Source organism: Citrobacter sp. Ca225 (assembly GCF_030337175.1).
GTDB classification, from domain to species: Bacteria; Pseudomonadota; Gammaproteobacteria; order Enterobacterales; family Enterobacteriaceae; genus Citrobacter_A; species Citrobacter_A amalonaticus.
Map to the genome: position 1 here is coordinate 272,775 of NZ_JAOWCD010000099.1, position 16,186 is coordinate 288,960.

The 16,186-nt window shown below is 53.4% G+C and carries 13 protein-coding genes and 1 pseudogene; 10 read left to right on the plus strand and 4 right to left on the minus strand.

Annotated features, from left to right (window positions below):
• Positions 1 to 61: 61 nt before the first annotated feature.
• The 8 genes and pseudogenes from ybfF (at position 62) to tcuC (ending at position 7,701) form a co-directional block, all read left to right on the plus strand.
• Positions 62 to 835 (plus strand): esterase, encoded by a 774-nt coding sequence (ybfF, locus tag OGW13_RS20040; protein WP_061070697.1) that lies wholly within the window; start codon positions 62 to 64, stop codon positions 833 to 835.
• A gap of 128 nt (positions 836 to 963) precedes the next feature.
• A complete protein-coding gene (gene ybfE, locus OGW13_RS20045; protein ID WP_043001392.1) occupies positions 964 to 1,257 on the plus strand; it encodes a LexA regulated protein in 294 nt (97 codons plus the stop codon).
• 149 nt (positions 1,258 to 1,406) lie between these two features.
• A complete protein-coding gene (gene fldA / locus OGW13_RS20050) occupies positions 1,407 to 1,937 on the plus strand; it encodes a flavodoxin FldA (RefSeq protein WP_044256572.1) in 531 nt (176 codons plus the stop codon).
• A 280-nt stretch (positions 1,938 to 2,217) separates the two neighbouring features.
• A complete protein-coding gene (gene fur / locus OGW13_RS20055) occupies positions 2,218 to 2,664 on the plus strand; it encodes a ferric iron uptake transcriptional regulator (protein ID WP_043001394.1) in 447 nt (148 codons plus the stop codon).
• Between the two features lie 132 nt (positions 2,665 to 2,796).
• Positions 2,797 to 3,724, plus strand: a pseudogene (gene tcuR / locus OGW13_RS20060) (tricarballylate utilization LysR family transcriptional regulator TcuR).
• A 97-nt stretch (positions 3,725 to 3,821) separates the two neighbouring features.
• On the plus strand, positions 3,822 to 5,225 hold the full coding sequence (gene tcuA / locus OGW13_RS20065; RefSeq protein WP_043001396.1) for an FAD-dependent tricarballylate dehydrogenase TcuA: 1,404 nt from the start codon (positions 3,822 to 3,824) through the stop codon (positions 5,223 to 5,225).
• Positions 5,212 to 6,351, plus strand: coding sequence for a tricarballylate utilization 4Fe-4S protein TcuB (gene tcuB, locus OGW13_RS20070; protein WP_044326662.1), 1,140 nt, complete (start codon positions 5,212 to 5,214; stop codon positions 6,349 to 6,351). The genes tcuA and tcuB overlap by 14 nt, the downstream gene beginning before the upstream one ends.
• 54 nt (positions 6,352 to 6,405) lie before the next feature.
• The gene (gene tcuC, locus OGW13_RS20075) at positions 6,406 to 7,701 is read left to right on the plus strand and encodes a tricarballylate/proton symporter TcuC (protein ID WP_032190702.1); all 1,296 of its coding nucleotides are present in this window, start codon (positions 6,406 to 6,408) and stop codon (positions 7,699 to 7,701) included.
• Positions 7,702 to 7,753: 52 nt separating this feature from the next.
• Here tcuC and OGW13_RS20080 read toward each other — a convergent pair whose 3' ends face one another.
• From OGW13_RS20080 to nagE, 4 genes are all read right to left on the minus strand, one after another.
• Positions 7,754 to 8,086, minus strand: coding sequence for a ChiQ/YbfN family lipoprotein (locus tag OGW13_RS20080; protein ID WP_044256579.1), 333 nt, complete (start codon positions 8,084 to 8,086; stop codon positions 7,754 to 7,756).
• A 49-nt stretch (positions 8,087 to 8,135) separates the two neighbouring features.
• Positions 8,136 to 9,542, minus strand: coding sequence for a chitoporin ChiP (gene chiP, locus OGW13_RS20085; RefSeq protein WP_287116410.1), 1,407 nt, complete (start codon positions 9,540 to 9,542; stop codon positions 8,136 to 8,138).
• A 438-nt stretch (positions 9,543 to 9,980) separates the two neighbouring features.
• Positions 9,981 to 11,648: a glutamine--tRNA ligase gene (gene glnS / locus OGW13_RS20090; RefSeq protein WP_043001400.1), complete on the minus strand. Its 1,668-nt coding sequence runs from the start codon at positions 11,646 to 11,648 to the stop codon at positions 9,981 to 9,983.
• A gap of 188 nt (positions 11,649 to 11,836) precedes the next feature.
• A complete protein-coding gene (gene nagE / locus OGW13_RS20095) occupies positions 11,837 to 13,852 on the minus strand; it encodes an N-acetylglucosamine-specific PTS transporter subunit IIBC (protein ID WP_043001401.1) in 2,016 nt (671 codons plus the stop codon).
• A gap of 324 nt (positions 13,853 to 14,176) precedes the next feature.
• Here nagE and nagB point away from each other — a divergent pair, with 324 nt between their 5' ends.
• A complete protein-coding gene (nagB, locus tag OGW13_RS20100; protein ID WP_043001402.1) occupies positions 14,177 to 14,977 on the plus strand; it encodes a glucosamine-6-phosphate deaminase in 801 nt (266 codons plus the stop codon).
• A gap of 59 nt (positions 14,978 to 15,036) precedes the next feature.
• Positions 15,037 to 16,185, plus strand: coding sequence for an N-acetylglucosamine-6-phosphate deacetylase (nagA, locus tag OGW13_RS20105; RefSeq protein ID WP_043001403.1), 1,149 nt, complete (start codon positions 15,037 to 15,039; stop codon positions 16,183 to 16,185).
• Position 16,186: the final 1 nt, after the last annotated feature.

Below are 16,186 nucleotides of genomic sequence, written 5' to 3' on the forward strand. Positions count from 1 at the left end.
CCAGTGGCAGAATGGTCAACATAATACCCTAACCCGACAGAGCGAAAAAAAGAACTTTGCCATGAAATTGAATATCCGAGCGCAATCCGCACAAAACCTGCACAATAATTCTCCCATCGTACTGGTTCACGGTTTATTTGGCAGTCTGGACAATCTGGGCGTGCTTGCTCGTGATCTGGTGAACGACCATGACATCATCCAGGTCGATATGCGTAACCACGGTCTCTCTCCTCGCGACCCAGTGATGAACTACCCGGCGATGGCGCAGGATCTGCTGGATACGCTGGATGCGCAACACCTCGAAAAAGCCACCTTCATTGGCCACTCGATGGGGGGTAAAGCGGTGATGGCGCTCAGTGCGCTGGCTCCGGAACGCATCGATCGCTTAGTGGCTATCGATATCGCCCCGGTGGACTATCATGTCCGCCGCCACGACGAAATTTTCGCGGCTATCAACGCGGTGACGGCATCAGCGGCAAAAACTCGCCAGCAGGCGGCAGCGGTCATGCGCGAACATCTTAATGAAGAAGGCGTGATTCAATTTTTGCTGAAATCGTATGTTGACGGCGAGTGGCGCTTCAACGTGCCGGTACTGTGGGAACAATATCCGCATATCGTCGGCTGGGAGACAATTCCCGCCTGGAATCATCCGGCGCTGTTTATCCCCGGCGGCAACTCCCCATACGTCACCGAGGCGTATCGCGACGATTTACTGGCACAGTTTCCGCAAGCACGTGCGCATGTGATTGCCGGGGCCGGTCACTGGGTGCATGCCGAAAAACCGGAGGCGGTGTTGCGCGCCATCCGTCGTTATCTTAATGAAACAGCTAACTGATTAAAAACTCAGCGTCCGTGCGCGATTACGCGTGTGAACGTTGGCGCGCCTCATTCGCTGATGTATGATGGCGCGCTATCCATCCGGGCAGAGGCCTGGCTGATTGTTTCCCCGAAGTCACCAATATCATGGCCAAAGAACAAACGGACCGTACGACACTAGATCTGTTCGCGCACGAGCGTCGCCCGGGACGACCGAAAACCAATCCGCTTTCACGCGATGAACAGCTGCGCATTAATAAGCGTAATCAACTCAAACGCGACAAAGTTCGCGGTCTTAAGCGTGTCGAACTCAAACTCAACGCAGAAGCTGTTGACGCGTTGAATGAGCTGGCGGAATCCCGAGAGATGAGCCGCAGTGAACTGATCGAAGAGATATTGATGGCCCAACTGGCAACGCTACGCGGCCAGGATCTCGCCTGAAATTATCCTCTCTCCCACTTTCGTGTAGCATGGAGTGCACTCGTATGCGTTTGCTATTTCCGCATACCTGACTGTTCTGCTATGATTGCCCTTATCTGTGGGCAATTCGCCACCACCATTTCAATAAGTTTCAAGAGGTTACTTTACTCATGGCAATCACTGGCATCTTTTTCGGCAGCGACACCGGGAATACCGAAAATATCGCAAAAATGATTCAAAAACAGCTTGGTAAAGACGTTGCCGATGTGCATGACATTGCAAAAAGCAGCAAGGAAGATCTCGAAAGTTATGACATTCTGCTGCTTGGCATCCCAACCTGGTACTACGGTGAAGCGCAGTGCGACTGGGACGACTTCTTCCCTACCCTCGAAGACATCGATTTTAACGGCAAACTGGTCGCACTGTTCGGCTGTGGCGATCAGGAAGATTATGCAGAATACTTCTGCGACGCGTTAGGCACAATCCGCGATATCATTGAGCCGCGCGGTGCAACCATCGTGGGTCACTGGCCGACCGCTGGCTATCATTTTGAAGCCTCCAAAGGTCTGGCGGATGATAACCATTTTGTCGGTCTGGCGATTGACGAAGACCGTCAGCCGGAACTGACCGCCGAGCGCGTGGAAAAATGGGTGAAGCAGATCTCTGAAGAATTGCACCTTGATGAGATCATCAACGCCTGATGTACGGCGGCGCAGACAAGGTTTGCGCCGCATCAATAGACAGAACCAATCAAAATAATTGCTACAAATTTGTAACTTTCTTGCCCATCCCTGTACAATGTGCGGGAGTTTTTAGGTGGCGCTCTCATTTCCAGGCAATACCGACTATTTATTAACATTTGCCAGAGGCTTGCAGTTTTCATTTAGACACGGCAGTCCTATAATGAAACGCATTATCCCGAGTGCAATTTCTGTCACTTCTTGTATGAAGTGAATCGTTTAGCAACAGGACAGATTCCGCATGACTGACAACAATACCGCATTAAAGAAGGCTGGCCTGAAAGTAACGCTTCCACGTTTAAAGATTCTGGAAGTTCTTCAGGGACCGGATAACCATCACGTCAGTGCGGAAGATTTATACAAACGGCTGATCGACATGGGTGAAGAAATTGGTCTGGCGACCGTGTATCGCGTGCTGAACCAGTTTGATGACGCCGGTATCGTAACCCGCCACAATTTTGAAGGCGGCAAATCCGTTTTCGAGCTGACCCAGCAGCATCATCACGATCACCTGATTTGCCTTGATTGCGGCAAAGTGATCGAATTTAGCGATGAGTCTATTGAAGCGCGCCAGCGTGAGATCGCGTCGAAGCATGGCATTCGTCTGACGAACCATAGCCTCTACCTCTATGGCCACTGCGCTGAAGGCGATTGCCGCGAAAACGAACACGCGCATGACGCGAAATAATCTGCATTATTCTGAAAAGCCAACCTGCCGGTTGGCTTTTTTTATGCCTGCCATTCCCTACTCAGCGCTTTCTTCTGCCTGCATGTTGCTTTAATGTAAAATATCTTACCCTGCTTCGTCCGGAGAATCGAAATGGAACTTCGCCAGCTACGTTACTTTGTCCGTATTGTAGAAACCGGCAGTATGGGCAGCGCGGCGCTCGATCTCGACATCGGCGTGTCCGCCCTGAGCCAGCAGATGACGCGGCTGGAAAACGAACTCGCGATCCGCCTGTTGCAGCGAACCACGCGCGGCGTCACGCCCACTAACGCTGGTCTGGCCTTTTACTCGCAGGCACAACTGGCGCTACGCCACGCCGATGATGCGATCCTGGCCGCTCGCGAGGCGCGTCTTTCGGGACACGTCAGCGTCGGCATGGCCCCCAGCACCGCCTCCATCCTGGGAATACCGTTTATTCATGCCATGCGGGAACATTACGCCGACGTTCGCCTGCACGTGGTGGAAAGCCTGTCGGGTAATCTGGAACGGATGATCAACACGCGCCAGATTGATCTGGCGGTCGTGTTTCAAAAAGAGAAGATCCTACGCTGGAGCGCCAGACCGGTTCTTGAGGAGCGCCTGTTTCTGATTGGCACACACGAGCTGCTGGTGGATATTCCGGATGACACCATAACGCCTGCTCAACTGGCGAATATTCCCCTGATCATGCCAAGCCAGGGACACGGCCTGCGTGGCAGACTGGAAGCCATCTGTCAGGAACACGGACTGAAGGTCGATATTGCCACGGAAATTGACGGCCTGACGTTACTGATGCGCGCCGTTGGCAGCGGACTCGGCGCCACGCTGCAACCCGGTGCAGCCATTTCGCATCTTGAGATGGGAAGCGCTAAGAGTGATCGGCGTCCATAATCCTGTCCTCAGCCGCCCCAATTTTCTGGTCAGTCTGTCGGACGATGAACTCACCCCTGCCGGTCTTGCAGCCCGCGTAATACTCACAAAAGTCATGCGTGAACTCGTTGAAACCGGTCATTGGCCGGGCGCAACCCTTTACGCTCCCTAAACCCCTCTTTAGCTATTCGTCATAGCGCCCATACAATCAGCACGTATACATTTCAATTACAAATTTAACAAATAGTTAAATGGTAATGGAGTAGACGATGGTTGATGTACTGGTGATTGGCGGTGGTAATGCCGCGTTATGTGCCGCCTTAACCGCCCGTGAGGCAGGAGCTTCCGTGCTGCTGTTAGAGGCTGCGCCCCGGGAATGGCGCGGCGGGAATTCCCAACACACGCGCAATTTACGCTGTATGCACGATGCGCCACAGGATGTGCTGGTCGAGAGTTATCCCGAAGAGGAGTTCTGGCAGGATCTCTGGCGTGTCACCGAAGGCAATACCAATGAAGCGTTGGCGCGACTGGTGATCCGGACCTCTTCCCAGTGTCGCGACTGGATGCGTCAGCACGGCGTTAATTTTCAGCCTCCGCTCTCTGGCGCGCTGCACGTGGCGCGTACCAATGCCTTCTTCATGGGCGGCGGTAAAGCCCTCGTGAACGCCTATTACCGCAGCGCAGAAAAGCTGGGGGTACAGATTCGCTACAACACGCCGGTACAGGCACTTGAATTGCGCAACGGCGAATTCATCGCAGCCCTGGCAGGTCACGAGCGCATTGAGGCGAAAGCCTGCGTACTCGCCGCCGGTGGATTTGAATCCAACCGCGAATGGCTGCGCGACGCCTGGGGAGAGAACGCTCGTGGCGAATGGCCAGCCGATAACTTCCTCATTCGCGGCACCCGCTTTAATCAGGGCGTCTTGCTCAAGTTTATGATCGATGCCGGTGCTGACATTATCGGCGATCCGTCTCAGTCCCACTGTGTAGCGATTGATGCCCGGGCCCCGTTGTACGACGGCGGCATTTGTACCCGCGTGGATTGCGTCTCACTGGGTGTGGTAGTCAACCGGGACGCGGAGCGCTTTTACGATGAAGGCGAAGATTTCTGGCCGAAACGCTATGCCATCTGGGGGCGTCTGGTTGCCCACCAACCGGGGCAGATTGGCTACTCCATTATCGACAGCAAAGCGATCGGTCACTTTATGCCGCCGGTTTTCCCCGGCGCACAGGCCAATACGCTGAGTGAACTGGCCCGCCAGTTGGGGCTGGATCCCGAACGCTTTACCCATACCGTGGAGCACTACAATCAGGCCTGTCAGCCGGGTCAGTTTGATCACACGAAGCTGGACAACTGCGCGACGCAGGGCCTGACGCCACCGAAAACGCACTGGGCGCGGCCTATTGATACGCCCCCCTACTACGGTTATGCCCTGCGACCGGGGATCACCTTTACCTACCTGGGACTGAAAGTGAATGAACACGCTGCGGTTCACTTCGCAGGCACCCCCAGCCGTAACCTGTTCGTTGCCGGTGAGATGATGGCTGGCAACGTACTGGGCAAGGGCTATACCGCCGGTGTCGGCATGTCCATCGGCACCACGTTTGGTCGCATCGCAGGTAAAGAAGCCGCGCAGGCAGCACGTAAGGAGGCGCATCATGAAGCAGCTTGAAAAACTGATCATCGAGGCCAAAATTCTCACCGAGCCAGAAGCTGAAGTCGAGCGGGTGATGCAGGTGTGTAATGCCTGTCGCTATTGCGAAGGGTTTTGCGCCGTGTTCCCGGCGATGACGCAACGGCTGGAATTTGGCAAAGCGGACATTAACTATCTGGCAAACCTGTGCCATAACTGCGGCGCCTGTCTGCACGCCTGCCAGTATGCGCCGCCCCATGAGTTTGCGATCAACGTGCCGAAAGCAATGGCGGAAGTGCGTCTGGAAACGTATCAACACTACGCACAACCGGCGGCCTTCGGAGCGCTGTATCGCCAGGCTGGCGTTACCGTGACGCTGGCACTGGTCTTTAGTCTGATCCTCTTTTTACTCCTCGCGATGGGGCTGAAGGGATCGCTACTCCATCCGCCGCTGGCCGGTGATTTCTACCAAATCTTCCCGCACAACCTGCTGGCATGGATGTTTGGATCGGTTTTCATGCTGGCGATCGGTTTACTAATGGCAGGGGTGATCCGCTTCTGGCGCGAGATCTCTCCCGTCGGGCCGCGTCCGGCGGAAATTGCCGAAGCGTCGCACAACGCGCTGACGCTGAAATACCTCGATGGCGGACATGGCAAAGGCTGCAACGAGGCGGACGATGCTTTCACATTGATGCGTCGTCGTTTCCACCATTTCACCTTCTACGGCTTTATGCTCTGTTTCGCCGCGACCGTGGTGGCGACGGGTTACCACTACTTCGCCGGTTGGGAAGCCCCCTACCCGTTCTTCAGCGTGCCGGTCATGCTTGGCACGCTCGGAGGAATCGGTTTAATTGTCGGCCCGGCAGGCCTGCTGTGGTTAAACCTTAAGCGCTCGCCACTGCATGGCGACGCGCGACAGAAACCGATGGATCGCGGTTTTATTTTACTGCTGCTCCTGACCAGCCTGACCGGTTTAGGTTTGCTGGCGGGAAGAGACACCTCATGGATGGGGATCCTGCTTGCCATCCATCTTGGCGTGGTCATGGCGCTTTTTTTGACCATTCCATACGGAAAATTTGCCCACGGATTTTACCGCTGCGCGTCTTTACTCAAATGGGCGATTGAGAAGCGACGTGGAAAACAGGCGGGGGTCGCAGGCGACTAACCCGCAAACTCTTACCTCTATACATAATTATGATAAGACAGTGGAGCAACTTCAATGACTCAACAACCATCGCGCGCTGGCACGTTCGGCGCAATACTGCGTGTGACCAGCGGTAATTTTCTCGAACAGTTCGATTTTTTCCTGTTTGGTTTTTACGCCACTTATATCGCAAAGACGTTTTTTCCTGCCGAAAGTGAGTTTGCCGCATTAATGCTTACTTTTGCCGTTTTTGGCTCCGGATTTTTAATGCGCCCTATCGGGGCCGTGGTGTTGGGCGCATATATCGACAGGATCGGCCGACGGAAAGGGCTGATGGTCACCCTGGCGATTATGGGCTGCGGCACGCTGCTCATCGCCCTCGTGCCGGGTTATCAGACTATCGGCCTGCTGGCTCCCGTGCTGGTCCTGGTGGGGCGTCTGCTACAGGGATTTTCTGCTGGCGTCGAACTGGGCGGCGTCTCTGTTTATCTTTCTGAGATCGCCACGCCAGGCAATAAAGGCTTTTACACCAGTTGGCAATCGGCCAGCCAGCAGGTGGCGATTGTCGTCGCCGCGCTGATCGGCTACGGTCTGAATGTCACGCTGGGACATGATGAAATCTCCGAATGGGGGTGGAGAATCCCGTTCTTCATTGGCTGCATGATTATTCCGCTGATTTTTGTTCTTCGACGTTCGCTACAGGAAACTGAAGCCTTTTTACAACGTAAACACCGTCCGGACACCCGGGAAATTTTTACCACCATTGCTAAAAACTGGCGCATCATCACCGCGGGTACCCTGCTGGTGGCGATGACGACCACGACCTTTTATTTTATTACTGTCTATACCCCCACTTACGGGAGAACGGTGTTGAACCTGAGCGCACGTGACAGCCTGGTAGTCACCATGCTGGTAGGGATTTCTAACTTCATCTGGCTGCCGATTGGCGGTGCCATCTCTGATCGGATCGGGCGACGCCCGGTGCTGATGGGCATCACCTTGCTCGCCCTCGTCACCACCTGGCCGGTGATGAACTGGCTTACCGCTGCCCCTGACTTCACCCGCATGACGCTGGTGCTGCTCTGGTTCTCGTTCTTTTTTGGCATGTATAACGGCGCGATGGTGGCGGCCCTGACCGAAGTGATGCCGGTTTATGTCCGAACCGTGGGTTTTTCGCTGGCCTTTAGTCTTGCGACAGCGATTTTCGGCGGCCTGACGCCTGCTATCTCCACCGCATTGGTCCAGTTGACCGGCGATAAGAGTTCTCCGGGGTGGTGGCTCATGTGCGCGGCGCTGTGCGGACTCGCCGCAACGGCAATGCTGTTTGTTCGTCTCAGCCGTGGCTATCAGACAGCAGAGAATAAGCTCTGAAACGCAAGCGGGCGGAGAGATATCTCCGCCCGCTTTATGTTGTCTCTGACGTTTACTTCGCCGTATTGTTACTGCGAATTTCCTGCCAGATCTTATCGCAATCGGCTTTGACAGCCTGATCGTTACCGGTACGTGTCGCCTGAATACACTGCTGGTAATCCAGCACACGAACACTTTCCTGATTTGCAAACTGTTGATGTTGTTTTTCTTTTTTCAGCACATCCAGCACGCTCTGGCAGGCTTCGATTTTCTCGGGCGATCCCTGTGCCGTGTTGATACAGGCGCTATACGCCTCTTTCAACCGACTATCTTCTTTCGGCGCCGTTGACGGTGCGCAGGCCACCAGTCCCGAGGCCATTACGGCGATGAGTATCAGTTTTTTCATAGCATGGTCCTCAACGAGGCGGCAGGCCCAAGGCCTGCCGCTGTTGGCATTAGAAGATGGTGAACGGTGCAATCACAATGAACTTCACGTCGCGCTCATCCTGGAAGATGTTGCCGTAACCGCCGCCCCAGCTCGGGATGTTGGAGTGGTTGTCATATTCGGTGAAGTGCAGTTTAAACATGGTGCCTTTCGCACGACCGTCCTGCAGGGTGTAGACCGCATCCAGGCTGTATGACGATTCTTCAATGGTACGGTTTTTGTCGTAGTACGCATCCGGGTTGCTCTGCCAGGTAGACGGTTTCGCGTCCCAGGCATACACATAAGAAGCCCCGACGGCCCAGCCTGGCAGGTTCCAGTTCTTCAGGTCATACATCGCGCCAAAGAAGACCGCTTTTTCGCCGTTGGCGTTGAAGTCTGAACGGTTATCCCACCAGATATCCAGACGACCGTTGGATGACGCATAGGTCGGCGTCATACGTTGCAGGAAGAACCCTTGCTGCCCTTCGGCCTTAACCCAGGTCCCTTCCAGACGCAGGTCAACCACTTCCGCCACTTTATAGCCGAAGGTCAACGCCTGCAGCCAGGCGGTTCCGTCATAGATATCGCTGGCGCTGCGGTCATCAACTTTGTCACGCGCACCGTAGAACTGGTAGCTGGTGGAGAACGGATTGCCACCTAAATCAAACTTGTAGCTGGCTTTGGCGAAGTACTGATCGACATAGCCTTCGGACTGACCAAAGGCGGCTTCCAGCACCAGGGCATTTTTGAAATCATACTTTGCGCCGACAGAATGGAGATAATCGACTTTGGTCTTTTTATCGCCCTGGTAAAATTTATCAACCTCAGTGTGCCATGGCGCTTTATATTCGTTGGCCCACATGTAGGAGAAACTCAGTGCGCCTGCATCGCCGTAGTCAAAGTTTGCGCCCGCTTCAGCACCCTGATAGGTACCTGGCATAAAGCTCCAGTGCGGTGCTAACAGCGTCTGACCAGTAGGCTGAATATAACCGGCACGCGCCCAGGCTGGGCCGTATTTGAATTTCGCGGCGGCCTTGTACAGACTGATTCCGCTCTTATCACCGGAGTAGTCTTCATCGTAGCCTTTGTTCTTTTTCGAGAACGCGATTTCGTTTGGATGGCCGCTGTCGCCGTTTTCTGCCATTTCAATTGCCGTAAACGCCGCCACATCGAGACCGAACATATCTGCTGCATAGCCGGACTGGAAATCCAGGTTGGCGTTCCAGGTCGCGTGAGAAAGGTTGGTTTTGTACTTATCTCCGTCGGTGACATCTTTACGGTCGCGTTCACGCTGCCAGTAATAAATGCCACCCGTCAGGGTTGAATCATCGATAAAGCCTTCGGCCTGTGCCTGCGGAACAACGACCAGACCTGACAGTGCTGTGATACCGGCGATAGCCAACGCCAGCGCACTACGTTTGCCACTAAACGTACGCATATGTTAATCCTCTTTGACGTATAAATTGCTGTTGCCAAAGGCAAAACAGCGAAAAAATAAAAAAGTAAAAGTAGCACTGAAAAAAAACCTCACTGACTACAGTGATAGACTATTTTTCGCGACGCGAATTATCAATATCTTTCTGTAACGAGAATGTAAGAGTATGAGCAACCGCACATAATTCATTGCTTCCTGTTACATTTTATTCATCCATCAAAAAATACCGTAAAAGCTGAAAATTCTCTTTGTTTTCCAGAAAGATGAACGCGATTTCATGACACTATCTGTTTTTTTGCGGGTGTTATCGATAACAGACGGTTGTTAATGGCATTATTTTGTGAATGGGAATTAATTCGCTTCGCAAAGCGAGATTTTTCGTTGAACAGAAGATAAAAAAACGCCGCAGAATGCGGCGCTTGAAGGTAGCATTGCGGCAGTTTATTCGCCGACTTTCGCCCAGGTGTCACGCAGGCCAACGGTGCGGTTAAACACCAGCTTCTCTGCGCTGGCGTAACGGCTGTCCAGGCAGAAGTAACCTTCGCGCTCAAACTGGAACGCTTTCCCTGCTACTGCGGCTTTCAGCGACGGTTCAGCAAACCCCTGTTTGATCACCAGCGATTCCGGGTTCATCACGGAGAGGAAATCTTCCGCCGCGCCTGGGTTTGGTACGCTGAACAGACGATCGTAGAGACGAATTTCGACTGGCAGCGCGTGTGCGGCGCTAACCCAGTGGATCACACCTTTCACTTTACGGCCATCTGCCGGATCTTTGCTCAGGGTATCTGCATCATAGGTACAGAAGATGGTGGTAATAGTGCCTTCCGCATCTTTTTCCACGCGTTCTGCTTTCACCACGTAGGCGTTGCGCAGACGCACTTCTTTACCCATCACCAGACGCTTGTACTGCTTGTTGGCTTCTTCGCGGAAATCAGCGCGATCGATCCAGATTTCACCGCTGAAAGGAACTTCACGCGTGCCCATTTCCGGTTTGTTCGGATGGTTAGGCATGGTGACCATTTCGCTTTCACCCTGCGGGTAGTTCTCGATAACCAGTTTCACCGGATCAATAACCGCCATCGCACGCGGGGCGTTTTCGTTCAGGTCTTCGCGGATACAAGATTCCAGCGACGCCATTTCGATCGTATTGTCCTGCTTGGTCACGCCAATGCGTTTGCAGAATTCACGGATCGCCGCTGCGGTATAGCCACGACGACGCAGACCAGAGATCGTCGGCATACGCGGATCGTCCCAGCCTTCAACGTGCTTGTCAGCCACTAGCAGGTTCAGCTTACGCTTGGACATCACCGTGTATTCCAGATTCAGGCGCGAGAATTCATACTGGCGCGGATGAACCGGAATCGTGATGTTATCGAGCACCCAGTCGTACAGACGACGGTTGTCCTGGAATTCCAGGGTACACAGAGAGTGGGTAATACCTTCCAGCGCATCGCTGATGCAGTGGGTGAAGTCGTACATCGGGTAGATGCACCACTTGTTGCCGGTCTGATGGTGCTCGGCAAATTTAATGCGGTACAGAACCGGATCGCGCATCACGATAAACGGCGACGCCATGTCGATCTTCGCACGCAGGCAGGCTTTACCTTCTTCAAAACCGCCGGTACGCATTTTTTCAAACAGCGCGAGGTTCTCTTCGATGCTGCGATCGCGGAACGGACTGTTTTTGCCAGGCTGAGTCAGCGTGCCACGGTATTCGCGGATCTGCTCCGGCGTCAGCTCATCGACATACGCCAGACCTTTGTTGATCAGTTCAACCGCATAAGCGTGCAGTTGATCAAAGTAATCTGAGGAGTAGCGAACGTTGCCAGCCCAGTGAAAACCTAACCACTCAACGTCGTTTTTGATCGAATCAACGTACTCGATATCTTCTTTTACCGGGTTGGTGTCATCGAAACGCAGGTTGCACTGGCCCTGGTAGTCTTGCGCGATACCAAAGTTCAGGCAGATGGATTTCGCGTGGCCAATGTGCAGATAGCCATTTGGCTCCGGCGGAAAACGGGTATGGACTGTGGTGTGCTTACCACTGGCCAGATCTTCATCGATGATCTGACGAATAAAGTTACTCGGGCGGGCTTCAGCCTCACTCATCGTGGATTCCTCAAAGCGTAAACAACGTATAACGGCATATGATCTTATAAGCCGGACTGACTGACAACCTTTAGTTACTGAAAAAGTGGCGTTGAAGAAAAATAGGAGGGAATTTGCTGCAAAAAAAAGCGGCGGAGGTTTCCCCCGCCGCTTCATGTTGCCGGATGGCGTCTTATACCTTATCCGACCTACCCTTTGATCTCATACAGTGGCGTTTGACCGGCAACCACGTGACCGTCGGCTTTAATCACCAGGCCGCTGAAATCGTCGATGTTGCTGCACACCACCGGACTAATCATAGAGCGCGCGTTTGCGTTCAGGTAATCCAGATCCATTTCCAGAATCGGCTGACCCGCGGTCACTTCCGCGCCCTCTTCTACCAGACGCGTGAAGCCCTGGCCGTTCAGCGCGACAGTATCGATCCCCATGTGGACAACGATTTCCGCGCCTTTCTCAGTTTCCAGACAGAACGCATGATTGGTATTGAAGATTTTCACAATCGTGCCCGCAGCCGGAGAAACTACGGTTTTATCCGTTGGTTTTACCGCAACACCGTCACCCACCGCTTTGCTGGCGAACGCTTCGTCAGGCACCTGCTCCAGCGCAACCACATCACCGGTTACCGGAGAAACCAGTTCGGCAATGGTCACCGCATTTGGAACCGCCTGCGGTTTAGCTGCTGCCTGGGCAACAGGCGCAGCAGAGGCTTCAGCCGCCGCAACCGGACCGGTGGTTTTCATCGCGTTAGCGATTTTCTCAGCCACGAAGCCGACGATAATCTGCACGCTGGTTTTGTTCAGACGAATCACACCAGAAGCACCCAGGCGTTTCGCCAGACCTTCATTCACCAGCGACGAGTCTTTTACGCTCAGACGCAGACGGGTGATGCAGGCGTCAATACCGGTGAGGTTATCAGAACCACCGATGGCGGCGATGTACTGACGCGCCAGGGCAGAAACGTCCTGCTCTTTATCGCTGCTCACATTGAGGTCCTGACCGTCCGCTTCGCTGCCAGCCACAGCCAGTTCGCGACCCGGCGTCATCAGGTTGAATTTGGTAATAACGAAACGGAACACCACGTAGTAGATGGCAAAGAACACCAGACCCTGCGGGATCAGCATCCACCACTGGGTCGCCAGCGGGTTACGGGAAGAAAGCACCATATCCACCAGACCCGCGCTGAAGCCGAAGCCAGCAATCCAATGCATGCTCGCTGCGATGAATACAGAGATCCCGGTCAGGACGGCGTGAATCACATACAGAACCGGCGCAACGAACATGAAGGAGAATTCCAACGGTTCAGTGATACCGGTAAAGAATGCCGCAAACGCACCGGCCATCATAATACCCAGCACTTTCGCCTTGTTCTCAGGACGCGCGCAGTGGTAGATAGCCAGCGCCGCACCCGGCAGACCAAACATCATGATTGGGAAGAAGCCCGCCTGATAACGGCCGGTAATCCCGACAACTGCTTTACCCGATTCAATAGACTGGGCACCGCCGAGGAAGTTAGGAATGTCGTTAATCCCCGCAACGTCGAACCAGAATACGGAGTTCAGGGCGTGATGCAGACCCACCGGAATCAACAGACGGTTAAAGAAGGCGTAGATACCCGCACCGGTTGAGCCCAGTTTTTGAATGTGTTCACCGAAGTTAACCAGACCGTCGAAAATTACCGGCCAGATGTACATCATGATGAACGCCACAACGATCATCACAAAAGAGGTGAGGATCGGTACCAGACGGCGCCCGCTGAAGAAGGAGAGCGCTTTCGGCAGCTCAACGCTACTAAAGCGGTTGTACAGTTCAGCAGAGATAATACCCACAAGGATACCCACGAACTGGTTGCTGATCTTTCCGAAAGCAGCAGGCACCTGGTCTGCAGGGATCTTCTGAATCATGGAAACCGCCGCCGGAGAACAGAGCGTGGTCAGCACCAGGAAGCCCACAAAACCGGTCAGCGCCGCAGCACCGTCTTTATCTTTAGACATACCGTAAGCCACACCGATAGCAAACAGTACGGACATGTTATCGATAATGGCGGAACCGGACTTAATGAAGAACGCCGCAAGGGCGTTATCTCCACCCCAACCTACCGGGTCGATCCAATAGCCGACCCCCATCAATATTGCCGCCGCAGGCAGCGTGGCGACCGGCACCATTAGCGCACGGCCTACCTTTTGCAGATAACCTAGAATACTCACTTTCTTCCCCCTTTGAGACCCCGTTAAGGCTCGCTTTAAGCTGTGTTTTTATTTTGTCACTAACTTATTGAAATTCAGTTGTTGCTTTACTGGCATTGTGAGTGTGTAAAAATTTAATTCGTACCGCAAATTAAAAGCGTGTTTTTTGTGAGTTTAGTCACCAAATATCGTTATATTCACTCCCTTTTACTGGCTATGTGGGAAAACTTATTTTATCATTCAAAAAATCAAGACAGATTGACCCAACTGATGCATGCCAGGTTACGCTTTGCCATGCACCTGCACAATCCGTCAACGGCTTACATTTACTTTCTGAGGTGAAGAATGAGACTGATTCCCCTGACTTCCGCTGAACAGGTCGGCAAATGGGCGGCACGCCATATCGTTAATCGCATCAACGCGTTCAAACCGACAGCCGATCGTCCGTTTGTTCTGGGTCTGCCGACAGGCGGCACGCCGTTGACAGCGTATAAAGCCTTAGTCGAAATGCACAAAGCGGGCCAGGTTAGCTTCAAACACGTCGTGACGTTCAATATGGACGAATATGTCGGCTTGCCAAAAGAGCATCCGGAAAGCTACTACAGCTTCATGCATCGCAATTTCTTTGACCATGTTGATATTCCAGCAGAAAATATCAACCTGCTCAACGGCAACGCGCCGGACATCGACGCCGAATGCCGTCAGTATGAAGAAAAGATCCGTTCCTACGGTAAAATCCACCTGTTCATGGGGGGTGTCGGCAATGATGGTCATATCGCCTTTAACGAACCGGCTTCGTCGCTGGCTTCTCGTACCCGTATCAAAACCCTGACGCATGACACCCGTGTGGCAAACTCCCGTTTCTTTGACGGCGACGTGGATCAGGTACCGAAGTACGCGCTGACCGTTGGCGTGGGTACCCTGCTGGACGCTGAAGAAGTGATGATTCTGGTGCTGGGTTCACAGAAAGCGCAGGCACTGCAGGCTGCGGTGGAAGGCAATGTGAACCACATGTGGACCATCAGCTGTCTGCAACTGCATCCGAAAGCGGTTGTGGTGTGCGATGAGCCGTCCACAATGGAACTGAAAGTTAAGACACTGAAATATTTCAACGAGTTAGAAGCCGAAAATATCAAAGGTCTGTAATGTAGTCTCCGCCCTGTTTTATGTTCAGGGCGGCATTTTTTTTGAAATCGGGGGTCGGAATGTATGCTTTAACCCAGGGCCGGATCTTCACCGGTCACGAAATTCTTGATGACCATGCGATTGTTGTCGCCAATGGCCTGATTGACCGCGTTTGTCCTGTGGCAGAACTGCCGCCAGAGATCGAACAACGTTCAGTGAACGGGGCCATTCTTTCCCCCGGCTTTATCGATGTCCAGCTCAACGGCTGCGGCGGCGTGCAGTTTAACGACACGGCAGAAGCCGTCACCGTTGAAACGCTGGAGATCATGCAGAAGGCCAACGAGAAATCGGGCTGCACCAACTACCTGCCTACGCTGATTACCACCAGCGATGATCTCATGAAGCAAGGCATTCGCGTGATGCGTGAATACCTGGCCAAACATCCGAATCAGGCGCTGGGTCTGCACCTGGAAGGCCCGTGGCTGAACCTGGTGAAAAAAGGGACGCACAATCCGAGCTTTGTCCGTCAGCCTGACGCTGCGCTGGTCGATTTCCTGTGCGATAATGCCGACGTAATCACCAAAGTGACGCTGGCGCCGGAAATGGTTCCTGCGGAAGTGATCAGCAAGTTGGCGAATGCCGGGATTGTAGTCTCCGCCGGGCACTCCAACGCCACGCTGAAAGAAGCGAAAGCCGGGTTCCGTGCAGGTATCACCTTTGCTACACATCTGTTCAATGCGATGCCTTATATCACCGGACGCGAACCGGGCCTGGCAGGTGCGATTCTGGATGAAGCTGATATCTATTGCGGCGTGATTGCCGACGGTCTGCACGTTGACTATGCCAATATCCGCAACGCCAAACGGCTGAAAGGCGACAAACTGTGCCTGGTGACGGATGCGACTGCGCCGGCAGGGGCAAATATTGAACAGTTCATTTTTGCTGGTAAAACAATATACTACCGCAATGGACTCTGTGTAGATGAGAACGGGACGCTGAGCGGTTCATCACTAACCATGATTGAAGGCGTGCGTAATCTGGTTGAACATTGCGGTATCGCACTCGACGAAGTGCTGCGCATGGCGACCCTCTACCCTGCGCGTGCCATCGGTGTTGAGAAACACCTCGGCAGTATCGCGGCGGGTAAAGTGGCGAACCTGACCGCTTTCACACACGACTTTAAAATCATCAAGACCATCGTTAATGGTAACGAGGTCGTTACTGAGTAAG